Annotated in this window: 18 protein-coding genes; 15 read left to right on the top strand and 3 right to left on the bottom strand. The window is 70.6% G+C overall.

All coding sequences use genetic code 11. The annotated features are described in order from the left end of the window. Positions 1-55: 55 nt before the first annotated feature. The 6 genes from coaBC to pucL all read left to right on the top strand — a co-directional run bounded on the left by coaBC (position 56) and on the right by pucL (position 4,854). The gene (gene coaBC, locus ACYQ1L_RS18265; protein WP_460005428.1) at positions 56-1,273 is read left to right on the top strand and encodes a bifunctional phosphopantothenoylcysteine decarboxylase/phosphopantothenate--cysteine ligase CoaBC; all 1,218 of its coding nucleotides are present in this window, start codon (positions 56-58) and stop codon (positions 1,271-1,273) included. A gap of 93 nt (positions 1,274-1,366) precedes the next feature. Then, entirely contained in the window at positions 1,367-2,242 is an 876-nt protein-coding gene (locus tag ACYQ1L_RS18260) for an HpcH/HpaI aldolase/citrate lyase family protein (protein ID WP_460005427.1), read from the top strand. A 96-nt stretch (positions 2,243-2,338) separates the two neighbouring features. Next, positions 2,339-2,806: a thioredoxin-dependent thiol peroxidase gene (bcp, locus tag ACYQ1L_RS18255; RefSeq protein ID WP_460005426.1), complete on the top strand. Its 468-nt coding sequence runs from the start codon at positions 2,339-2,341 to the stop codon at positions 2,804-2,806. Positions 2,807-3,106: 300 nt separating this feature from the next. Continuing rightward, entirely contained in the window at positions 3,107-3,610 is a 504-nt protein-coding gene (uraD, locus tag ACYQ1L_RS18250; protein WP_460005425.1) for a 2-oxo-4-hydroxy-4-carboxy-5-ureidoimidazoline decarboxylase, read from the top strand. Beyond that, positions 3,607-3,948: a hydroxyisourate hydrolase gene (gene uraH / locus ACYQ1L_RS18245; RefSeq protein WP_460005424.1), complete on the top strand. Its 342-nt coding sequence runs from the start codon at positions 3,607-3,609 to the stop codon at positions 3,946-3,948. Before uraD ends, uraH begins: the two co-directional genes overlap by 4 nt. 12 nt (positions 3,949-3,960) lie before the next feature. Continuing rightward, positions 3,961-4,854, top strand: a complete 894-nt coding sequence (gene pucL, locus ACYQ1L_RS18240; protein ID WP_460005423.1) for a factor-independent urate hydroxylase — start codon at positions 3,961-3,963, stop codon at positions 4,852-4,854. A 254-nt stretch (positions 4,855-5,108) separates the two neighbouring features. Here pucL and ACYQ1L_RS18235 read toward each other — a convergent pair whose 3' ends face one another. Continuing rightward, positions 5,109-5,855: an SDR family oxidoreductase gene (locus ACYQ1L_RS18235; protein WP_460005422.1), complete on the bottom strand. Its 747-nt coding sequence runs from the start codon at positions 5,853-5,855 to the stop codon at positions 5,109-5,111. Between the two features lie 88 nt (positions 5,856-5,943). On the opposite strand from ACYQ1L_RS18235, the gene aceE reads away from it, so the two are divergent. Further along, positions 5,944-8,649 (top strand): pyruvate dehydrogenase (acetyl-transferring), homodimeric type, encoded by a 2,706-nt coding sequence (gene aceE / locus ACYQ1L_RS18230; RefSeq protein ID WP_460005421.1) that lies wholly within the window; start codon positions 5,944-5,946, stop codon positions 8,647-8,649. 132 nt (positions 8,650-8,781) lie between these two features. Here the strand turns inward: aceE and ACYQ1L_RS18225 are convergent, their stop codons facing one another. Then, positions 8,782-9,573: an IclR family transcriptional regulator gene (locus ACYQ1L_RS18225; protein ID WP_460005420.1), complete on the bottom strand. Its 792-nt coding sequence runs from the start codon at positions 9,571-9,573 to the stop codon at positions 8,782-8,784. A 193-nt stretch (positions 9,574-9,766) separates the two neighbouring features. Between ACYQ1L_RS18225 and ACYQ1L_RS18220 the strand changes: the two genes are divergently transcribed. The 8 genes from ACYQ1L_RS18220 to allB all read left to right on the top strand — a co-directional run bounded on the left by ACYQ1L_RS18220 (position 9,767) and on the right by allB (position 19,857). Beyond that, a complete protein-coding gene (locus tag ACYQ1L_RS18220) occupies positions 9,767-11,158 on the top strand; it encodes an NAD-dependent malic enzyme (protein ID WP_460005419.1) in 1,392 nt (463 codons plus the stop codon). Positions 11,159-11,163: 5 nt separating this feature from the next. Next, complete coding sequence (locus tag ACYQ1L_RS18215; RefSeq protein WP_460005418.1) at positions 11,164-12,438, top strand: DUF6986 family protein; 1,275 nt, start codon at positions 11,164-11,166, stop codon at positions 12,436-12,438. After that, positions 12,435-13,256 (top strand): bifunctional allantoicase/(S)-ureidoglycine aminohydrolase, encoded by an 822-nt coding sequence (locus ACYQ1L_RS18210; RefSeq protein WP_460005417.1) that lies wholly within the window; start codon positions 12,435-12,437, stop codon positions 13,254-13,256. Before ACYQ1L_RS18215 ends, ACYQ1L_RS18210 begins: the two co-directional genes overlap by 4 nt. Before the next feature lie 203 nt (positions 13,257-13,459). After that, positions 13,460-14,260 carry a hydroxypyruvate isomerase family protein gene (locus tag ACYQ1L_RS18205; RefSeq protein ID WP_460005416.1) on the top strand — a complete coding sequence of 267 codons (801 nt, stop codon included), beginning with the start codon at positions 13,460-13,462 and terminating at the stop codon, positions 14,258-14,260. Positions 14,261-14,291: 31 nt separating this feature from the next. Continuing rightward, positions 14,292-15,170: a 2-hydroxy-3-oxopropionate reductase gene (locus tag ACYQ1L_RS18200; RefSeq protein ID WP_460005415.1), complete on the top strand. Its 879-nt coding sequence runs from the start codon at positions 14,292-14,294 to the stop codon at positions 15,168-15,170. A gap of 163 nt (positions 15,171-15,333) precedes the next feature. Next, positions 15,334-17,121, top strand: a complete 1,788-nt coding sequence (gcl, locus tag ACYQ1L_RS18195; RefSeq protein ID WP_460005414.1) for a glyoxylate carboligase — start codon at positions 15,334-15,336, stop codon at positions 17,119-17,121. 19 nt (positions 17,122-17,140) lie between these two features. After that, positions 17,141-18,289 carry a glycerate kinase gene (locus tag ACYQ1L_RS18190; protein WP_460005413.1) on the top strand — a complete coding sequence of 383 codons (1,149 nt, stop codon included), beginning with the start codon at positions 17,141-17,143 and terminating at the stop codon, positions 18,287-18,289. A gap of 194 nt (positions 18,290-18,483) precedes the next feature. Beyond that, entirely contained in the window at positions 18,484-19,857 is a 1,374-nt protein-coding gene (allB, locus tag ACYQ1L_RS18185; RefSeq protein WP_460005412.1) for an allantoinase AllB, read from the top strand. A gap of 126 nt (positions 19,858-19,983) precedes the next feature. Here the strand turns inward: allB and ACYQ1L_RS18180 are convergent, their stop codons facing one another. Next, positions 19,984-20,904, bottom strand: coding sequence for a DUF2690 domain-containing protein (locus ACYQ1L_RS18180; RefSeq protein WP_460005411.1), 921 nt, complete (start codon positions 20,902-20,904; stop codon positions 19,984-19,986). Positions 20,905-21,279: the final 375 nt, after the last annotated feature.

The raw sequence follows: 21,279 nt of genomic DNA, 5'->3' as shown, positions 1-21,279 counted from the left end.
CGGGTCCCGGCGGAGCAGCGGCCGGCACGCGGGACCCGAATGGCAGAATCGAGGGATGGACATCGTGGTGGGGGTCTCCGGTGGCATCGCCGCATACAAGTCGGTGCACCTGGTCCGGATCCTGGTGAAGGCGGGCCACGACGTCACGGTCGTCCCGACCGAGGACGCCCTGCGCTTCGTCGGCGCGCCGACCTGGGAGGCGATCAGCCGCCACCCGGTCACCACGAGCGTGCACGACGACGTCGCGAAGGTGCGCCACGTCGCCCTCGGCCAGGGCGCCGACCTCGTCGTCGTCGCTCCGGCGACCGCGAACACGCTCGCCCGCATGGCGGCCGGCATCGCCGACAACCTGCTCGGCACGACCCTGCTCGCCACGACCGCACCGGTGCTCGTCGCCCCCGCCATGCACGCGGAGATGTGGACGCACCCGGCGACGCAGGCCAACATCCGCACGCTGGTTGAGCGCGGCGTGCACGTGATCGGCCCCGACGACGGCGAGCTCGCCGGCGGCGACACGGGGCCTGGGCGCATGAGCGAGCCCGAGGCGGTGGCCGAGGCGGCGCTGCGCCTGCTCGCACCGCAGGATCTGGCGGGCCTGCGGGTCGCGGTCTCCGCGGGCGGCACGCGGGAGCCGATCGATCCCGTGCGCTATCTCGGCAACCGCTCCAGCGGCCGGCAGGGCGTGGCACTCGCGGTCGAGGCCGCCACCCGGGGGGCCGAGGTCGACCTCATCGCCGCGAACCTGGCGGGCGACGTGCTCGCTCAGGCGGCGCATCCACGGATCCGGATCCGCCCGGTCGCGACGGCCGCCGAGCTCGCGACGGCGATGAAGGAGACGGCCGCGACGGCGGACGCCGTGGTCATGGCGGCAGCGGTCGCCGACTACCGCCCGGCGCAGGCCGCCGCGCACAAGCTCACCAAGGAGGACGGGATCCTCGATCGGATCGACCTCGTCGAGAACGAGGACGTGCTCGCCGCGCTCGGCGCCGCCCGCCGCGACGGCGCGGGCCCGGACGGGCAGCTCCTCGTCGGGTTCGCCGCGGAGACCTCGGCCGATCCCGAGGCGCGCCGCGAGCGCGCGCGCCGCAAGCGCGAGCGCAAGGGCGCCGATCTGCTCGCGGTGAACCTCGCCGACGCCGAGCACGGGTTCGAGAAGCCCGACAACGCCGTGGAGATCATCGGGCCCGACGGCGAGGTGGTCGCCGAGGTCGCCGGATCCAAGCGCCGCGTCGCCGCCGCCGTGTGGGACGCGGTGCTCTCCCTGCGACGCTGACGCGCGGCGCCGCCGCCCCAGGCTGGCAACCGCGACCCCGTAGCCGTTACTCTTTTCATATCGCAAGAATCAAGTTTCGTAGGATGGAATGAAATGAACGCTCCGCTTCCCCCGGCCGGCCCGCGCGAGATCGCGCCGGAGCTGGCGCGCTCGTGGCTCCTCGTCGCCGCGACCAAGCCGGAGACGTTCGACGACGCCGCGCGCTCCCACGCCGACGCGATCGTGCTCGACGTGGAGGACGCGGTCGACGCGAGCAAGAAGGACTCCGCCCGCGACGACGTCGTGCGCTGGCTGAACGGCTCCGCCGCGGACGGACGGCCGAACCGCGCCTGGGTGCGCATCAACGACGCGACCAGCGAGCACTGGTCGCCCGATCTGGACGGGCTGCGCGACGCCCCGGGGCTCCAGGGCGTGATGCTCGCCAAGGCCGAGTTCGGCGGACAGGTCATGGACACCTACAACCGCCTCGGCGCCAAGGTGCCCGTGGTGGCGCTCGTCGAGTCGGCGGTCGGGATCGAGAACGCCACCGAGATCGCCCGCGCCAAGGGCGTGTTCCGGCTCGCGTTCGGCAGCGGCGACTTCCGCCGCGACACCGGTATGTCGGCCGACCGCGAGGCCATGGCCTACCCGCGGGCGCGCCTGGTGATCTCCAGCCGAGCCGGGGGACTCCCCGGCCCCATCGACGGCCCCACGGTCGGATCCAGCCACCCGATCCTGCGCGAGCAGTCGGCGATCACCGTGTCGATGGGCATGACCGGCAAGCTCTGCCTCTCCGCCGACCAGACGCCGGTCGTCAACGAGGTGATCAGCCCCACCCGCACAGACGTCGACTGGGCGTACGAGTTCCTGGCCGACTTCGACGCGCGCGGCCGCATCGTCCGCGACGGCAGTGACCTGCCCCGCCTCGGCCGCGCCCGCAAGATCATGCAGCTCGCCGAGGCCTTCGGCGTGCTGCCCGTCGTCCCCTGAGCCCGGAACCTGAGCCGTCGAAGCCCGGATCCGCCGATCCGGGCCCTTCGACGGGCTCAGGGACCGGATCCCGACCCACATCCGAACGGAGACATCATGACCACTCGTCTGACCCCCGGTGACACCGCCCCCGCCTTCGCCCTCGAGGACGCCGACGGCGCCCGCGTCGCCCTCGACGACTACCGCGGCCGCAACGTCGTCGTGTACTTCTACCCGAAGGCGGCCACCCCCGGCTGCACCACCGAGGCCTGCGACTTCCGCGACAACCTCTCGTCGCTCGACGCCGCCGGCTACTCGGTGATCGGCATCTCGCCCGACGAGGTCGCCGACATCCGCGCGTTCTCCGACGCCGAGGGGCTGACCTTCCCGCTGCTCGCCGACACCGACGCCGCCGTCGCGAAGGCGTGGGGCGTGTGGGGCGAGAAGACGGTCGGCGACCGCACCTTCGACGGCGTCATCCGCTCCACGTTCGTGCTGGACGGCGACGGCGTCGTGCAGCGCGCCGAGTACGGCGTCGACGCGACCGGCCACGTGGCGCGCCTGCGCGAAGAACTCGGCGTCTGAGCCCGGTCCAGGATTCGGCCCCTGCGGGCCGGATCCTTGATGTCGAAGAGGGAGAACGCACCTCCGGTCCGTCCGGCAGGTGCGTTTTCCCTCTCCCGGGAGCCCGGCGGGGCGTGACTGAAGGGGGACGTCTTTCGGATCCGCTTGACAACTTCACATCCGCTCCGCAGAATAGTTGCACATGCTGAAATAACAGTTCCGAACTATGGAAATCTCCTGGAAAACAGGAGGAGGGATCCTCTCGGTAGGATCCGTCCGTAAGCACGACACGCCGGATGCCAGCATGACTTGAGGATCAAGATGTTGCTCGAGGAGTTCAACACGGCCGACCGCGCCGCCGCGGCCGCTGCTGTGAAGCCCGCACTGGACATCCCCCGCTGGATCGACGCGATCGTGGACGGCCGTCCCTACGCCTCGGTCGATGCGCTCTCCGCCGCCGCACTCGAGGTCGCCGCTCCGCTGAGCGAGGCCGAGCTCGACGGAGCTCTGGCGCACCATCCGCGCATCGGGGCGAAGGTCGACGGCACCAGCGCCGAGGCGGCGCATTCGCGCCGCGAGCAGCCGAGCGTCGACGACGTCACGGCCGCCGCGCTGGCCGAGTGCAACCGCGCCTACGAGGAGCGGTTCGACCGCGTCTTCCTCGTGCGGGCCGCGGGCCGCACCGCCGAGGCGATCCTGGGCCTGCTGCAGCAGCGGCTCGGGCACACCGACGAGCAGGAGCTCGCCGTCGTCGACCAGCAGCTGCGGGAGATCGCGGCCCTGCGTCTCGCGGCGGCCATCCAGACCGAAGGAGCAAGCGCATGAGCGTCTCCCACGTGACCACCCACATCCTGGACACCACTCTCGGGCGCCCCGCGCCCGGTGTCGCCGTCGTGCTCGAAGCCCGCGACGGCGATGCGTGGACCGAGATCGGTTCGGGCTTCACCGATGCTGACGGGCGGGTGAAAGAGCTGGGCCCGGAGCGGCTGGAGAGCGGGATCTACCGCCTCCGGTTCGACACCGCGGCCTACTTCGCCGGCATCTCCACGGACTCCTTCTTCCTGGAGGTGGTGCTGACCTTCCAGGTCGACGCCGGGCAGGCGCACTATCACGTGCCGCTTCTGCTCAGTCCGTTCGCCTATTCCACCTACCGAGGAAGCTAAGAGGAATCCGAGATGACCAACATCATTCTGGGCAAGAACCAGTACGGCAAGGCCGAGGTCCGCGTCGTGCGCGTGACCCGCGACACCCCTCGCCACGAGATCGAGGACCTGAACGTCACGTCGCAGCTGCGCGGCGACCTGGACAGCGCGCACTTCGACGGCAACAACGAGCACGTCGTCCCCACCGACACGCAGAAGAACACGGTCTACGCCTTCGCCAAGGACGGCGTCGGCAGCCCGGAGGAGTTCCTGCTCCGCCTCGGCAAGCACTTCACGAGCGAGTTCGAGTGGATCACCGGCGGCCGCTGGGAGGCCGAGCAGTACACCTGGCAGCGCATCGAGGGCGACAACGGCGAGCACGACCACGCGTTCGTCCGCGGCGGCACCGAGACCCGCACCTCGGTCGTGCAGATCGACGGCGACGACACGGTCATCATCGCCGGCCTGCAGGACCTCAAGGTCCTGAAGTCCACGCAGAGCGGCTTCGTCGGATACCCGAAGGACAAGTACACGACCCTTCCCGAGACCGAGGACCGGATCCTCGCGACCTCGGTCACCGCGAAGTGGCGCTACAACCGCAACGACATCGACTTCAACGAGGTCTACGCCGACGTGCGCCGCCTGCTCCTCGCGGGCTTCTCGCGCAACTACTCCTACGCGCTCCAGCACACGCTGAAGGAGATGGCCGAGGCCGTGCTCGAGGCGCACCCGGAGATCGACGAGATCCGCTTCTCCACTCCGAACAGCCACCACTTCGTCGTGGATCTGACGCCGTTCGGCCTGGAGAACCCGAACGAGGTGTTCTACGCCGCGGACCGCCCCTACGGGCTCATCGAGGCGTCGTTCCTGCGCGAGGGCGCCGACACCGACCACTGGTCGTGGGACGGCATCGCCGGCTTCTGCTGAGCGCACGCCGCTGCCGATTCGAGAATGCGGGGTCCGGTTCGCCGGGCCCCGCATTCGTCGTCTCCGGAGGTTCCGCGGCCGCTCGCAACCTTGACAAGCGGCCCGCGTCGGAGGAGACTAGTTACGCAATCTGAAAGAAAACTTCCAGGATCTGGAATCAACAGGGTCCGGGATCGAGCAGGAGTCCCACGGCCTCGGCAGAGGGGACGCGGGGACGAGGAGGTCCGCCGATGATCGCGAACCCCCGCGGTCCCTCAGCCGCGCCCGCCGAACGGCATCCCGCTCGCGGTGATCGTGAGGGCGCCGATGTTGGCCTCCGGCGGCAGGTCCGCCATGAACAGCACGGTGCGCGCGGCGTCGTCGACGGAGAACGTGGGCTCGACCTTGCGCGTGCCGTCGGCCTGCAGAGCACCGGATCCGACGCCGAGCTCGTCCATGATCTCGGTGCGGGTGTTGCCGATGTCGATCTGACCGCAGGAGATGCGGAACGGCCGTCCGTCCAGGTCGATGGACCGGGTCAGCCCCGTCAAAGCATGCTTGCTCACCGCGTACGCCACGGAGAGCGGGCGGGGAGCCTGAGCCGAGATGGATCCGTTGTTGATGATGCGACCGCCCTGCGGGGTCTGCGCCCGCATCACGCGCATCGCCGCCCGGGCGCAGAGCAGGGCGCCGGTGACGTTCACCGCGATCGTCTGCTCCCAGTCGGCGAGCGCGATGTCCGCCGCGGACACGGCGGGTCCGAACGCGCCGGCGTTGTTGAACAGCACGTCCACGCGGCCCCACTCGCGCACCACGCGGTCGAACAGGGCGTCCACCTCCGCCTCCACCGTCACGTCTGTCGGGAGCACCAGCGCGTGCGGATGCCCGGCCGCCGTCTCCGCCAGCGCAGCCTCGCGCCGCCCGGCGAGCGCGACCCGGTACCCGGCGGCCAGCATGGTGCGCGCCACGGCGCGTCCGATCCCGGATCCCGCCCCCGTCACCACAGCGATGCGCCCGTGCATCCCCACTCCTCCCGACTCGACTGCGCTGCCGGACCGGCAGCACCCTCCATCTAACAGGTCACCCCGACTTCTCACAGAAAGGCCGAAGATGCACGAACAGAGCACCTCCGCCGTCGCAGGATCCGCCACCGCGGATCTCGATCCCGAAGAGACCGCCGAGTGGCTCGAGTCGCTGGACGCGCTCGTCGCGCAGCGCGGACCCGAGCGCGGCGAGCACATCCTGCGCTCGCTCGCGGCCCACGCCGGCTACACGCCGGAGCCGACGGCCACGACCGACTACGTCAACACGATCTCCGCCGCCGACGAGCCCGCCTACCCCGGCGACGAGGAGCTCGAGCGCCGCTACCGCGCGTGGATGCGCTGGAACGCCGCGATCCTGGTGCACCGCGCCCAGCGCCCCGGCATCGGCGTCGGCGGCCACATCTCCACCTATGCGGGCGCCGCGACCCTGTACGAGGTCGGGTTCAACCACTTCTTCCGCGGCAAGGACCACCCCGGCGGCGGCGACCAGGTGTACTTCCAGGGCCACGCCTCGCCGGGCATGTACGCCCGCGCGTTCATGGAAGGGCGCCTCAGCGAGGAGGACCTGGACGGCTTCCGCCAGGAGAAGTCCCGCGAAGGGCACGCGCTGAGCTCCTACCCGCACCCGCGCCTCATGCCGGAGTTCTGGGAGTTCCCCACCGTGTCGATGGGCATCGGCCCGATGAACGCGATCTACCAGGCCCAGTCCAACCGCTACGTGCACAACCGCGGCCTCAAGGACACCAGCGATCAGCACGTGTGGGCGTTCCTCGGCGACGGCGAGATGGACGAGCCGGAGAGCCGCGGCCTGCTGCAGCTCGCCGCCAACGACGGCCTCGACAACCTCACCTTCGTCGTGAACTGCAACCTGCAGCGTCTCGACGGGCCCGTCCGGGGCAACGGCAAGATCATCCAGGAGCTCGAGGGCTTCTTCCGCGGCGCGGGCTGGAACGTCATCAAGGTCGTGTGGGGCCGCGAGTGGGACGACCTGCTCGCCCGCGACACCTCCGGCGCGCTGCTGGACATCATGAACACCACCCGCGACGGCGACTACCAGACGTACAAGGCCGAGTCCGGCGGGTTCATCCGCGAGCACTTCTTCGGCAAGGATCCGCGGGCGCTCGCCCTCGTCGAGAACCTCACTGACGAGCAGATCTGGGGGCTCAAGCGCGGCGGCCACGACTACCAGAAGGTCTTCGCGGCGTACCAGAAGTCCCTCGAGCACAACGGCAAGCCCACGGTCATCCTCGTCAAGACGGTCAAGGGCTACGGGCTCGGGCCGCGCTTCGAGGCGCGCAACGCGACGCACCAGATGAAGAAGCTCACGCTGCAGGACCTCAAGGACTTCCGCGACCACCTGCGGGTGCCGATCAGCGACGCCCAGCTCGAGGCCGACCCCTACCAGCCGCCGTACTACCACCCCGGCCAGGACGCACCCGAGATCCGGTACATGCAGGAGCGCCGCCGCGCGCTCGGCGGGTACCTGCCCGAGCGTCGGCCGAACGCGTCCGGCGAGATCGCCCTGCCCGACGCGAAGGCGTACGAGGTGGCCGCGCGCGGGTCCGGCAAGCAGCAGGCCGCGACCACGATGGCGTTCGTGCGGGTGCTGAAGGACCTCATGCGCGACCCCGAGTTCGGCAAGCGCATCGTGCCGATCATCCCGGACGAGGCCCGCACCTTCGGCATGGACGCGTTCTTCCCGACCGCGAAGATCTACAACCCGAACGGGCAGAACTACCTCGCCGTCGACCGCGACATCGTGCTCTCGTACAAGGAGTCGACGGCCGGACAGATCCTGCACGTGGGCATCAACGAGGCCGGATCCATCGCCGCCTTCACGGCCGCGGGCACCGCGTACGCGACGCACGGCGTGCCGCTCGTGCCGGTGTACGTGTTCTACTCGATGTTCGGCTTCCAGCGCACCGGCGACTCGCTGTGGGCGGCCGCCGACCAGATGGCGCGCGGCTTCCTCATCTCGGCCACCGCGGGGCGCACCACGCTGACCGGCGAGGGGCTGCAGCACGCGGACGGGCACTCGCCGCTGCTCGCCGCGACGAACGCCGCCGTGGTGACCTACGACCCGGCGTTCGGCTACGAGATCGGCCACATCGTGCGCGCCGGCATCGAGCGCATGTACGGGCCGGACTCGACCGACCGCAACGTCATCTACAACCTCATGGTCTACAACGAGCCGATCGTGCAGCCGGCCGAGCCGGCCGACGTCGATGTGGCCGGGATCCTCGGCGGCATCCACAAGATCGCGCCCGTCGAGGCGCCGAAGGCGCACCTGCTCGCCTCGGGCATCGGCGTGACCTGGGCCCAGGAGGCGCAGCAGCTGCTGGCTTCCGACTGGGGCGTGCAGGCGGACGTGTGGTCGGTGACCTCGTGGACCGAGCTGCGCCGCGACGCGGTCGCCGCCGAGGAGGACGAGTTCCTCGGGCGCGGCTCGCGGGAGCCGTTCGTGCGGCAGCAGCTGGCGGACGCGCACGGCCCGATCGTGGCGGTCAGCGACTACGCGAAGGACCTGCCCGACCAGGTGCGCCAGTTCGTGCCGAACGACTGGGCGACCCTCGGCGCGGACGGCTTCGGCTTCTCGGACACCCGTGCCGCCGCCCGACGGTACTTCAAGATCGACGGCCCCTCGGTCGTGGTGCGCACGCTGCAGCTGCTCGCCAAGCGCGGCGAGGTGGATCCGTCCGTCGCCGCGGCGGCTGCGGAGAAGTACCGCCTGCTCGACGTGAACGCCGGCACGAGCGGCACCGACGCGGAGTAACTCCGCGGCTGGGGCCGGCATGACGTCATGAAAAAAGGACGGATGCGATTCCGGAGGACAGGATCCGGGGATCCATCCTGCAGAGTCGCATCCGTCCTTCAGGCTGAGGGCCGTGTGCGGGTCGGCCCGGGCCTACGGCTCCAGGTCGGCTGCGATGGCGGCGGCAGCGTCGCGCAGCAGCGGCACGGCGCGCTGACCGAACTCCTCGGTGACGCGCGCGATCGGGCCGGAGACCGAGACCGCGGTCGGCGTGGGAGCGCCGGGCACGGCCATCGCGTAGCAGCGGACGCCGATCTCCTGCTCCTGCTCGTCGATCGAGTAGCCGCGCTCGCGGATGACGTCGAGCTCCTTCAGCAGCGCGTCGACGGTCCCGATGCTGTACGGGGTCGGGGTCGACATGCCGGTGCGGCCGACGATGCCGCGCACGGTGTCGTCGTCGAGCTGGGCGAGGATCGCCTTGCCGACGCCGGTGTCGTGCACGTTGGCGCGGCGGCCGACCTCGGTGAACATGCGCATGGAGTGCTGCGAGGGCACCTGGGCGACGTAGACGACCATGTCGCCGTCGAGCACGGCCATGTTGGCGCTCTCGCCGAGCGCGTCGACGAGCGTCTTCAGCTGGGGGCGCGCGAGCGCGCCGAACTGACGGGATGCGCCCTCGCCGATCCGGATCAGCCGCGGGCCGAGCGCGTACCGCCGGTTGGGCAGCTGACGTGCGTAGCCGAGGGAGACCAGGGTGCGCAGCAGGCGGTGGATGGTGGGGAGGGGCAGATCCGTCGACGCAGACAGCTCGCTCAGCGTCACGTCGCCGCCGGCGTCGGTCACGAGCTCGAGGAGCTCGAAGACGCGCTCGACAGACTGCACCCCGGATCCTGCGCTCTTGCCCGCCTTCTGACCGGCGTCCTTCGCCTGTGAAATGTCGGTCATCTCTGCTCCCGTCGTCGTGATTATTCCATCATGCGAGAGCCGCGCGCCGGAAATCCGAGTGGATCCGGACCTCGCCTTGCGCAAGACTTCCACGATAGAGATAATAGTGTCCACAATACGAAAGTTGTAAAGAAGTTCATCACCGCAACCAGCGCCCGCGGCTCCGCCCGGGACGCCTCGATGAGGAGGAATCATGGCGAACCCGGGTCCCGGCAATTCGATCACGCTGCGCATCGACGCGCCGTCCAACTTCCACGTGACCAGCGAGCTCGCCGCGGCGGCCGCGGCGGCCGGCGCCGCCGTCACCGCACTCGACGTCGTCGAGTCGCACCCGACCACGATCGTGGTCGACCTGACCTGCAACACCACGGGCGAGGAGCACGCCGAGCAGATCCGCGACGCGATCGAGGCGCTCGAGGGCGTCACCGTGCGCGCCGTCAGCGACCGCACCTTCCTGATGCACCTCGGCGGCAAGCTCGAGGTCGTCCCCAGCGTGCCGCTGCGCAACCGCGACGACCTGTCCCGCGCCTACACGCCGGGCGTCGCCCGCGTCTGCATGGCGATCGCCGAGGACAAGAGCAAGGCCCGCAACCTCACCGTCAAGCGCAACACCATCGCGGTCGTCACCGACGGCACCGCCGTGCTCGGCCTCGGCGACATCGGCCCCGAGGCCGCCCTTCCGGTCATGGAGGGCAAGGCCGCGCTGTTCAAGCAGTTCGCCAACGTCGACGCGTGGCCGGTGTGCCTGGACACCAAGGACACCGAGGAGATCATCAAGATCGTCAAGGCGATCGCCCCGGTCTACGGCGGCGTGAACCTCGAGGACATCGCCGCACCGCGCTGCTTCGAGATCGAGGCCCGCCTGCGCGACGAGCTCGACATCCCCGTCTTCCACGACGACCAGCACGGCACCGCGATCGTCACGCTCGCGGCGCTGCAGAACGCGCTCAAGGTCGTCGGCAAGGCGATCGGCGAGGTCAAGATCGTGGTCTCGGGCGTGGGTGCCGCGGGCAACGCGATCGTGCAGCTGCTGCTCGCCGAGGGCGCCGTCGACATCGTCGCCTGCGGCCGCAACGGCGCGATCCACCGCGACGAGGAGTACGCCGACACGCACCGCAAGGAGCTCGCCGCGACCACCAACCCGCGCGGCGTGAAGGGCACGCTCAAGGAGGTGCTCGTGGGCGCCGATGTGTTCATCGGCGTGAGCGCGCCGAACATCCTGGACGAGGCCGACATCGCCGGCATGGCCGACGACGCGATCGTGTTCGCGATGGCGAACCCGACCCCCGAGGCCGACCCGATCGTCGCCTCCAAGCACGCCGCCGTCGTGGCGACCGGGCGCAGCGACTTCCCCAACCAGATCAACAACGTCCTCGCGTTCCCCGGCTTCTTCCGGGGCCTCCTCGACGCCGGCGTGTCGGACATCACCCCGCCTATGCTGGTCGCAGCCGCGCAGGCGATCGCGGACCGCGTCGGCGACGACGAGCTCAACGCGAGCTTCATCATCCCGAGCGTGTTCGACCCGCTCGTGGCCGGCGCCGTCGCCGAGGCGATCGTGCGCGTCGTCGAGTCGTCGAAGGAGTGAGCCTCTTGTCCGCAGGCACCCTGGGCGAGGACGACCTCGCCGCCGTCGACGCCCGCCTCGCGGGCACCGACACGCTGCTGAAGACCGAGTACCCGGGCGATGACGGATCCCGTCAGCCCGTGCACACCCTGTACGTGCCGGCCGACCGGTTCCGCCCCGACCTGCCCGCCGCGTTCGGGCGCACCGCGGCGGAGGCCGTCGCCGCGTTCGGAGGCACGGTCGCGCTCGCCCAGGCCGTCGGCCTCGGCACCCTCGCCGAGGAGCTCGCGCCCCTCGTGGACGCGAAGCTCGAGCGCGAGCCGATCGAGGATCTGCGCCTCGACTTCGAGGACGGCTACGGCGCCCGCCCCGACGACGAGGAGGACGCGGATGCGGTCCTCGCCGCCGAGCGTGTCGCGCAGGCGGTCGCCGCGGGCGTCGCACCGCCGTTCATCGGCATCCGGTTCAAGTGCTTCGAGGCGCCCACGCGCCGCCGCGGGATCCGCACGCTCGACCTGTTCCTCACGACGCTGGCGAACAACGGCGGGCTCCCGGACGGCCTCGTGCTGACGCTGCCCAAGGTGACCACGGTCGAGCAGGTCGAGGCAATGGTCGCCCTGTGCGAGGTGTTCGAGGAGCGCCTCGGCCTGGCCCACGGGCGCCTGCGCTTCGAGGTGCAGATGGAGACGCCGCAGCTGATCGTGGCGGCGGATGGATCCGTCCCGGTCGCGACGCTGCTTCATCGGGCGGACGGCCGGGTGGGCGCCCTGCACTACGGCACCTACGACTACAGCGCGTCGCTGCAGATCGCCGCCGCGTACCAGTCCATGGAGCACCCTGCCGCCGACTTCGCCAAGCAGGTCATGCAGGTCGCCGTCGCGGAGACCGGCGTGCGCCTCTCGGACGGATCCACGAACGTGATCCCCGTCGGAGAGCCGGACCATGTCGAGGCGGCGTGGAAGCTGCACGCCCGCCTGGTGCGCCGCTCGCTCGAGCGCGGCTACTACCAGGGCTGGGACCTGCACGCCGCGCAGCTGCCGACCCGGTACCTGGCGACCTACGCGTTCTACCGCGAGGGGTTCGCCGCCGCGGCGAAGCGCCTGGACAACTACCTGCACGGCAGTGACGCCACGATCATGGACGAGCCGGCGACGGCGCGCGCCCTGGCGCGGTTCGTCGTGCGCGGTCTGGAGTGCGGCGCGCTCACGGCCGACGAGGTCCGCTCCGCGACCGGATCCGAGCCCGCAGAGCTCGTCCGGCTCGCCCACCCCAAACTCGCAACCAAGGAGGCCGTCTCTTGAGCACCCGCACCTACTACACGCCCGCCGGCGGGTTGCCCCCGCAGACCGACCTGCTGACCGACCGCGCGGTCGTCAAGCTCGCCTACACCTTCATCCCGAAGGGCGTGCTGCGCGACATCGTCACGAGCAGCCTGCCCGGGTTCACCAACACCCGCGCCTGGATCATCGCCCGCCCGACGCCGAGCTCGGCGACCACGTTCTCGCAGCTCATCGTCGAGATCTCGCCCGGCGGGGGAGCGGCCAAGCCCGAGCCCGAGGCCGGCGTCGAGGGCGTCGTCTTCGTCACCACTGGGAAGCTCACGCTCACCCTCGAGGGCGAGAGGCACGTGCTCGAGGAGGGCGGCTACGCGTTCCTCGCGCCGGGGGCGAACTGGTCGCTCGCGAACGAGGGCGACGAGATCACCAGCTTCCACTGGATCCGCAAGGCCTACGAGTGGCTCGAGGGCGTCGACGCCCCCGCGTCGTTCGTCACCCGCGACCAGGACATCGAGCCCGTGCCGATGCCCGACACCGACGGCGTCTGGGCGACCACCCGGTTCGCCGATTCGAATGACATGGCGCACGACATGCAGGTGAACATCGTCACCTTCAAGCCGGGCGGATCCATCCCGTTCGCGGAGACCCACGTCATGGAGCACGGCCTGTTCGTGCTGCAGGGCAAGGCCGTGTACCGCCTCAACGACGACTGGGTGGAGTGCGAGGCCGGCGACTACATGCTGCTGCGCTCGTTCTGCCCGCAGGCCTGTTACGCGGGTGGCCCGGAGGACTTCCGCTACCTGCTGTACAAGGACATGAACCGGCAGATCAAGCTCACCTGATCCGGATCCGGATCCGCGAACGCCGCTCCCGGTCGGGGCGGCGTTCGTCGTTTCCGTGCTCTGGGCGTTGCGCGCTCAGCGACCCCGGCGGGATCCGGATCCGGAGCCGTTGACATCCCGGCCACGTCGGCCTAAACTTTCATCAATCAAGATTTTCTTTCCATAATTCGGAAGAACCCGAGACAGACATCAAGGACGATCTCATGAGCTACACCGTCAACGCCTCGATCCTGCTGACCGAGCTGCCGATCCTCGAGCGCCCGGCCGCCGTGAAGGCTGCGGGCTTTGACGCCGTGGAGTTCTGGTGGCCGTTCTCCGTCGCCGTGCCCGCGCAGGACGAGGTCGACGCGTTCGTCGCGGCGATCCAGGACGCGGGCGTGCAGCTGACCGGACTGAACTTCTTCGCCGGCGACATGCCCGGCGGCGACCGCGGCCTGGTGTCGTGGGTCGGCCGCGAGGACGAGTTCGCCGCCAACATCGACGTCGTCGTCGAGATCGGGCGCCGCCTCGGCACCAAGGCCTTCAACGCCCTGTACGGCAACCGCCTCGAGGGCGTCGACGCGAAGGCGCAGGACGACCTCGCCGTGAAGAACCTCGCCGCGGCCGGTCGCGCGGTGGCCGAGCTCGGCGGTGTCGTGCTGCTCGAGCCGGTCAGCGGCATGGAGACCTACCCGCTGAAGACCGCGGCCGACGCGCTCGCGATCATCGAGCGCGTGAAGCAGGAGGAGGGCGTCGACAACGTCAAGCTCCTGGCCGACTTCTACCACCTCGCCGTCAACGGCGACGACGTGCCCGCGGTGATCGCCGGCCACGCCGCCGAGTTCGGCCACATCCAGATCGCCGACGCCCCCGGTCGCGGCGAGCCCGGCACCGGCGAACTGCCGCTCGCGCAGTGGATCGCCGACGCCCAGGCCGGCGGCTACGACGGCGTCATCGGCCTCGAGTACAAGGCCACCGAGGCGGATCCCTTCGCCTGGATCACCACCGCGGCCGCTCAGGCCTGACCGCACAGACTTCCCGCGAAGGAGCGAAGACATGACCCGCATCGCATTCATCGGCCTCGGCATCATGGGCCTGCCCATGGCCAAGAACCTCGTCACCGCCGGCTACGACGTCGTCGGCTACAACCGCAGCCAGGAGGCGATCGACAAGCTCGTCGCCGCCGGCGGCACGGGCGCGACCGGCATCGCCGACGCCGTGAAGGACGCCGACGTCGTCATCACGATGGTGCCGGACTCCCCGGATGTGGCCGGCGTGGTGCAGGGCCCGGACGGCGTCTTCGCGAACGCCAAGGCCGGCGCGCTGTGGATCGACAACTCCTCGATCCGCCCGGACGTGGCCAAGGAGCTCGCGGAGGAGGCCGTCGCCGCCGGTCTCGGCGCCGTCGACGCCCCCGTCTCCGGCGGCGAGCAGGGCGCGATCGACGCCGTGCTGTCGATCATGGTCGGCGGGTCCCCGGAGGACTTCGCCAAGGCCGAGCCCGTGCTGAACGCGATCGGCAAGACCATCGTGCACGTCGGCCCGTCCGGCGCCGGACAGACCGTGAAGGCCGCCAACCAGCTCATCGTGGCCGTCAACATCCAGGCCCTGGCCGAGGCGGTCGTCTTCCTGGAGGCGTTCGGCGTCGACACGGACGCGGCGCTGACCGTTCTCGGCGGCGGTCTCGCCGGATCCAAGGTCCTCGACCAGAAGGGGCAGAAGATGCTGAACCGCGACTTCGCGCCCGGCTTCCGTCTCGCCCTCCACAACAAGGATCTGGGCATCGTCACCTCGGCGGCGCGTTCGGTGGGGGTCACCGTCCCCCTCGGCGCCGCTGTCGCACAGCTCGTGAACGCCCTCGTCGCCCGTGGCGACGGCGGCCTCGACCACTCCGGTCTGTTCAAGCTCACCACCGAGCTCTCCGGCCGCGACTGAACCACACTTTTCGGGGTCGCCCAGGCGTCCTTCGTCTCGCTCCGCTCGCTCAGGAACCGACCAAGTCCGGTCCCTGAGCGAGGAGCGTCCTTCGTCTCGCTCCGCTCGCTCAGGAACCACGAGACAAGGGCGGCCCCGACCACATCGAACTAAGGAAACTCCCATGACCCGCATGCGCGCAGTGGACGCGATCGTCCAGATCCTCATCAAGGAGGGCGCGGACGAGGCGTTCGGCCTCCCCGGTGCCGCCATCAACCCCCTCTACTCCGCGATGCGCGCCAACGGCGGCATCCGGCACACCCTCGCCCGCCACGTCGAGGGCGCGAGCCACATGGCCGACGGCTACAGCCGCACGGCCGACGGCCGCATCGGCGTGTGCCTGGGCACCTCCGGCCCTGCCGGCACCGACATGATCACGGGCCTGTACGCCGCGATCGCCGACTCCATCCCGATGCTCTGCATCACCGGCCAGGCGCCGGTGGCGAAGCTCGACAAGGAGGACTTCCAGGCCGTCGACATCGCGTCGATCGCGAAGCCCGTCACGAAGTTCGCCAAGACCGTGCTCGAGGGCGCCCAGGTGCCCGGCGTGTTCCAGACCGCGTTCCAGATCATGCGCTCCGGCCGCCCCGGACCCGTGCTCATCGACCTGCCGTTCGACGTGCAGATGACCGAGATCGAGTTCGACATCGACACCTACGAGCCGCTGCCGGTGGCGAAGCCCGTCGCCACCCGCGCGCAGGCCGAGAAGGTGCTCGACCTGCTCGTGGCCGCCCAGCACCCCGCGATCATCGCGGGCGGCGGCGTGGTGAACTCCGGCGCCTCGGAGAAGCTCGTCGAGCTGGCCGAGACCCTCGGCGTGCCCGTGTTCCCGACCCTGATGGGTCGGGGCGTGCTGCCCGACGACCACCCGCTGGCCGCCGGCCTCGTCGGGATCCAGACCTCGCAGCGCTACGGCAACGCGAGCTTCCTGGAGAGCGACTTCGTGCTCGGCATCGGCAACCGCTGGGCGAACCGCCACACCGGCGGCCTGGACACCTACCGCAAGGGCCGCACCTTCGTGCACGTCGACATCGAGCCCACCCAGATCGGCCGCGTGTTCGCGCCCGACTACGGCGTGGTGTCCGATGCGGGCGCGTTCATCGACGCGCTGCTCGAGGCCGCCCGCGACCGCGTCGCCGAGCTGCCCGACTACAACGGCTGGGCGCAGGAGTGCCGCGACCGCAAGGCGCGCCTGCAGCGCAAGACGAACTTCGACAACGTGCCGATGAAGCCGCACCGCGTGTACCAGGAGATGCTCTCGGCGTTCGACCGCGACACCACCTACGTCACCACGATCGGCCTGTCGCAGATCGCCGGCGCGCAGCTGCTGCACGCCTACGGCCCGCGCAAGTGGATCAACGCCGGCCAGGCCGGCCCGCTGGGCTGGACCGGCCCCGCCGCCCTCGGCGTCGTGCGCGGCAAGCCGGGCGAGCAGGTCGTCGCGCTCTCGGGCGACTACGACTTCCAGTTCATGATCGAGGAGCTCGCCGTGGGCGCGCAGCACAAGCTGCCCTACATCCACGTCGTGGTGAACAACAGCTACCTCGGCCTGATCCGCCAGTCGCAGCGCGGCTTCGAGATGGACTACGAGGTGTCGCTCGCGTTCGACAACGTGAACACCCCGCAGGACTCCTCCTCGATCGCCACCGGCTACGGCGTGGACCACGTCAAGGTCGCCGAGGGCCTGGGCGCCAAGGCGCTGCGCGTCGAGCGTCCCGAGGACCTCGCCGCGGGCTTCGCCGAGGCGCAGCGTCTGCGCGACGAGTACCAGGTGCCGGTGGTGGTCGAGGTCATCCTCGAGCGCGTCACCAACATCGCCATGGGCGCGGATCTCGACACCGTGAACGAGTTCGAGGACCTCGCCGCATCGCCCGCCGACGCCCCCGAGGCGATCTACGCGCTGCTCGACTGAACCCTGCCAAGGTAGACGCATGCGCATCCTGATCGCCTCGGACAAGTTCAAGGGCTCCGCCACGGGGCCGGAGGTCGCCGCCGCACTCGCCGCGGGGATCTCGGAGGCCGCGCCGGGCACCGTCATCGACGCGGTCCCCGTCGCGGACGGCGGGGAGGGCACGGTCGACGCCGCGCTCGCCGCCGGGTTCGAGGCGGTCACCGCGACGGTGACCGGGCCCACGGGGCAGCCGGTCGAGGCGCGGTTCGGGGTGCGCGGCGCGCAGGCGATCATCGAGATGGCCGCCGCGAGCGGGCTCGACCTGCTGCCCGGCGGCGTCGAGGATGCGCTCGGCGCCACGAGCCGCGGCACGGGAGAGCTGATCCGCGCGGCGCTCGACCATGGGGCTGTGAGCATCGTGCTCGGGATCGGCGGCAGCGCGAACACCGACGGCGGCGCGGGCATGCTGCAGGCGCTCGGGGTCTCGCTCCGCGACGCCGACGGCGACGAGCTGCCGGGAGGCGGCGGCGCGCTCGCCCGCATCGCGGCGGTCGATGTCTCGGATCTGGATCCGCGGCTCGCCGGCGTCGAGATCGTGCTGGCGAGCGACGTGGACAACCCGCTGCTCGGCGAGCGCGGCGCGGCCGCGGTGTTCGGGCCGCAGAAGGGCGCGAGCCCGGACGACGTGGCCGCGCTGGACGCGGCCCTGGCCCGCTACGCCGCGCTGCTCGAGCAGCAGCCCGGCGTCCGCCCCGCCACTGAGCTGCCTGGCGCGGGGGGCGCCGGCGGCGTCGGCTACGCGGCCCTTGCGGTGCTCGGCGCCCGGCGCGAGCCCGGCGTCGAGGTCGTGCAGCGCCTCACCGGACTCGCCGAAGCGCTCGGCGCCGACGACACCAGGGCCGACCTCGTCATCACCGGGGAGGGGAGCCTCGACGACCAGAGCCTGGGCGGCAAGACTCCGCTCGGCGTCGCCGCGGCGGCGCGCGAGGCAGGGATCCCCGTCATCGCGGTGTGCGGCCGATCCACGCTGACCGCGGAGGCCGCGGCCGCCGCGGGCTTCGAGCGGGTCTACGCGCTCAGCGAGCTCGAGCCGGATCCGGCCCGCAGCATGGCCGAGGCGGTCCGGCTGCTCACCGAGGTGGGCCGCCGCATCGGCGCCGAGATCGGGCAGCTCGCCCCGCAGACCTGAACCGTTCCGCGACGCTGAGCCTGTCGAACCGTCCGGTCCACGTTCTCCGGGCCCTTCGACAAGCTCAGGGACCGGAGGGCGGGCTCAGGGCCGCAGGGCCCATATTCCGACCGGATCCGCCCCGCCGGATCCGGAGCACAATGAAATCCATCCAGTCACGACCGGCTTCTGCCGGAGGAAAGGATCCGACCGACATGTCGCAGGATCAGCACGACCCCTCGGGTACGCACTTCGACCTGGTGATCCGCGGAGAGCGGGTCCTCACCAGCTCCGGGATCCGTCCCCGCGAGGTGGGTGTCCGCGACGGCGTCATCCTCGCCATGGAGCCGCTCGGCAACGGCCTCCAGGGCGACCGGATCATCGAGCTCGCCGACGACGAGACGCTGATCCCCGGGCTCGTCGACACCCACGTGCACGTGAACGAGCCGGGCCGCACGGAGTGGGAGGGCTTCGCGTCCGCGACGAAGGCGGCCGCGGCCGGCGGCGTCACCACGATCCTCGACATGCCGCTGAACAGCATCCCCCCGACGGTCGACGTGGAGGCGCTGGAGATCAAGCGCGATGTCGCCCGCGACCAGGTGCACGTCGATGTGGGCTTCTGGGGCGGAGCCGTGCCCGGCAACCGCGACAAGCTGCGCGGGCTGCACGACGCCGGCGCGTTCGGGTTCAAGTGCTTCCTGCTGCACAGCGGCGTGGACGAGTTCCCGCCCCTGGACCCGGACGAGCTCGAGGAGGACATGCGCGAGCTCGCCACCTTCGACTCGGTGATGATCGTGCACGCCGAGGACTCCCGTGCCATCGACCGCGCCCCCAAGCCCGACGGCGACGACTACGCCAAGTTCCTCGCCTCGCGCCCGCGCGGTGCGGAGAACCTGGCGATCGCGGAGGTGATCGAGCGCGCCCGCTGGACCGGAGCGCGGGCGCACATCCTGCACCTTTCCTCGTCGGACGCGCTGCCCATGCTGCGCTCGGCCAAGCACGACGGCATCAAGCTGACCGTCGAGACCTGCCCGCACTACCTCACCCTCACCGCGGAGGAGATCCCGCACGGCGCGACCGCGTTCAAGTGCTGCCCGCCGATCCGCGAGGCCGGCAACCGCGAGCTGCTCTGGCAGGGGCTGGAGGACGGCACGATCGACTTCATCGTGTCCGACCACTCGCCCTCGACGCTGGATCTCAAGGACCTGGAGAACGGCGACTTCGCGGTGGCCTGGGGAGGCGTCGCGTCGCTGCAGCTCGGCCTGTCGCTGATCTGGACCGAGGCGCGCCAGCGCGGGCTGTCGCTGGAGACCGTCGTCTCGTGGATGAGCGAGAAGCCGGCGCAGTTCGCCGGTCTCACCGGCAAGGGCCGCATCGCGCCGGGCTACGACGCCGACTTCTCGATCTTCGCGGCCGACGACGCCTACATCGTCGACGTCACGAAGCTGCACCACAAGAACCCGCTCACGCCGTACAACGGCAAGGCGCTCGCCGGACGGGTGCGCAAGACCTACCTGCACGGCGAGGAGATCGACTTCACCACGCCGCGCGGCCGCCTGCTGCGACGCGGCATGGCAGAGATCGGCTGACTCCACGGCACTCGGCTCGCCGACGATGCGCGGACAACGGCGTCCCCATCGTCGGTGGATCTGCCGCGGCGGCGGGTTGCCCGCGTCCGCGGCGGTCCTGGGCGTGCGATCGGATCCGAGTCGCTCTCAGATGCAGATCGGATCGCCGAGGTCGATGCTCCTGCCGTCGAGGGTCTCCGACCCGACGGCGCACAAGCGCGTCTGCGGCGAGGGGCGCACGACCAGGGTCGTGTACGCGCTCTGCACGCCGGGCTCCGTGGCGCTTTGCCGATCGGGGCCGTTCGGTGAGGTCTCCGGGTAGATCGCGATCGTCACGGAGTTGCCCTCGGCCTTGCCGTCGTAGCGCGTCACTCGGCCCCAGCCCGCGTAGCACTTGTTCGACCAGATGATCTCGAGCTTGGTGTTGTTCGTGCGGTTCTCCGCGGCGACGACCTTCGCGTCGTTGACGCACGGCGTCTGGGCAGGATCCACCCCGTTCGAGACATTGACCTGCGCGTGCGGGCTGACCGGGGCGTCCAGGATGTCCTTCTTGGCCTGCGCGACCGCCTCGGTGCGGACCTCGTCGACGAGCGTGCTGGCGATGGCGTAGCTCACGCCGCCCGAGATGACGATGCCGACGAGGAACGCCGCCGCGGCGAGGAGCATGACTGTCCGGGGGCGGATCCAGCTCGTCGTGGGCGTCGCGGCCGTCGCGGCGGGCAGCGGCTCCTGGTCCTCTGCAACGGCGTCCGTGCCGTCCCCGGCGGAACCCGTCAGTTGGGCGAGGCGATCGCGCCGTGCGATCCACTCCGTCGGGTCGGCCTCCAGCGCTCGAACGATCCGGTTGACCGTGCGCGCGGTAGGCAGACGCTGTCCGCGGAAGGCGTCGGAGATGGTGGTCTTCGAGATCGACGTCGAGTGCTGCAGGCTGAACAGCGTCGGGCTGCCGGCGCTGAGGCGCAGGGCCCGCAGGTCGGCACCGAAGCGTTCGACGGAATCCGGCCCGTCGGGCGTGCCGGGGTCGTCGGCGGCGGGGGAAACGTCGGAATCGGGGATGTTGCTGGTCATCGGACTGTTCTGGGGGAGGAACGAAGGGGCGCTGGGTCGGCGCCCGCTGAGGTGCGGGTAAACATGTTGTACCACTCGAATGCGTCCAGGACGGGTCGCAGAGCGCGCCGCGCTTCCCTGGATTACGGGGCTTGCGTTCAGCGCCCGGCGTCGAGGACGGTCACCGCGACCGCGGTGGATCGTGTCGGAGTGGTGCGACCGACGGACGCGATCCGGATGTTCCGGATCGGAATTTCCGCATGTTTCCGCACACTTTTCGGGGTCGTCGGGCAACCGGCGCCGGATAGTGTTCCCCGCAGAAGCTCCGAGTGCGCCTCCCGACGCGAAGGAGCAGGGACGAGTGTGCCTCGCGTATGGGGGATATTCCCCATCGCG

This window comes from Microbacterium xylanilyticum, assembly GCF_054654695.1.
Note: the sequence above shows the minus strand (reverse complement) of the source record. Positions and strands in the feature narration are given on the sequence as shown.

What these genes read in the sequence shown, in the direction of transcription:
- coaBC (WP_460005428.1), top strand. Translation starts at nt 56, where the DNA reads ATGGACATCGTGGTGGGGGTCTCCGGTGGCATCGCCGCATACAAGTCG.
- ACYQ1L_RS18260 (WP_460005427.1), top strand. Translation starts at nt 1,367, where the DNA reads ATGAACGCTCCGCTTCCCCCGGCCGGCCCGCGCGAGATCGCGCCGGAG.
- bcp (WP_460005426.1), top strand. Translation starts at nt 2,339, where the DNA reads ATGACCACTCGTCTGACCCCCGGTGACACCGCCCCCGCCTTCGCCCTC.
- uraD (WP_460005425.1), top strand. Translation starts at nt 3,107, where the DNA reads ATGTTGCTCGAGGAGTTCAACACGGCCGACCGCGCCGCCGCGGCCGCT.
- uraH (WP_460005424.1), top strand. Translation starts at nt 3,607, where the DNA reads ATGAGCGTCTCCCACGTGACCACCCACATCCTGGACACCACTCTCGGG.
- pucL (WP_460005423.1), top strand. Translation starts at nt 3,961, where the DNA reads ATGACCAACATCATTCTGGGCAAGAACCAGTACGGCAAGGCCGAGGTC.
- ACYQ1L_RS18235 (WP_460005422.1), bottom strand. Translation starts at nt 5,855, where the DNA reads ATGCACGGGCGCATCGCTGTGGTGACGGGGGCGGGATCCGGGATCGGA.
- aceE (WP_460005421.1), top strand. Translation starts at nt 5,944, where the DNA reads ATGCACGAACAGAGCACCTCCGCCGTCGCAGGATCCGCCACCGCGGAT.
- ACYQ1L_RS18225 (WP_460005420.1), bottom strand. Translation starts at nt 9,573, where the DNA reads ATGACCGACATTTCACAGGCGAAGGACGCCGGTCAGAAGGCGGGCAAG.
- ACYQ1L_RS18220 (WP_460005419.1), top strand. Translation starts at nt 9,767, where the DNA reads ATGGCGAACCCGGGTCCCGGCAATTCGATCACGCTGCGCATCGACGCG.
- ACYQ1L_RS18205 (WP_460005416.1), top strand. Translation starts at nt 13,460, where the DNA reads ATGAGCTACACCGTCAACGCCTCGATCCTGCTGACCGAGCTGCCGATC.
- ACYQ1L_RS18200 (WP_460005415.1), top strand. Translation starts at nt 14,292, where the DNA reads ATGACCCGCATCGCATTCATCGGCCTCGGCATCATGGGCCTGCCCATG.
- gcl (WP_460005414.1), top strand. Translation starts at nt 15,334, where the DNA reads ATGACCCGCATGCGCGCAGTGGACGCGATCGTCCAGATCCTCATCAAG.
- ACYQ1L_RS18190 (WP_460005413.1), top strand. Translation starts at nt 17,141, where the DNA reads ATGCGCATCCTGATCGCCTCGGACAAGTTCAAGGGCTCCGCCACGGGG.
- allB (WP_460005412.1), top strand. Translation starts at nt 18,484, where the DNA reads ATGTCGCAGGATCAGCACGACCCCTCGGGTACGCACTTCGACCTGGTG.
- ACYQ1L_RS18180 (WP_460005411.1), bottom strand. Translation starts at nt 20,904, where the DNA reads ATGACCAGCAACATCCCCGATTCCGACGTTTCCCCCGCCGCCGACGAC.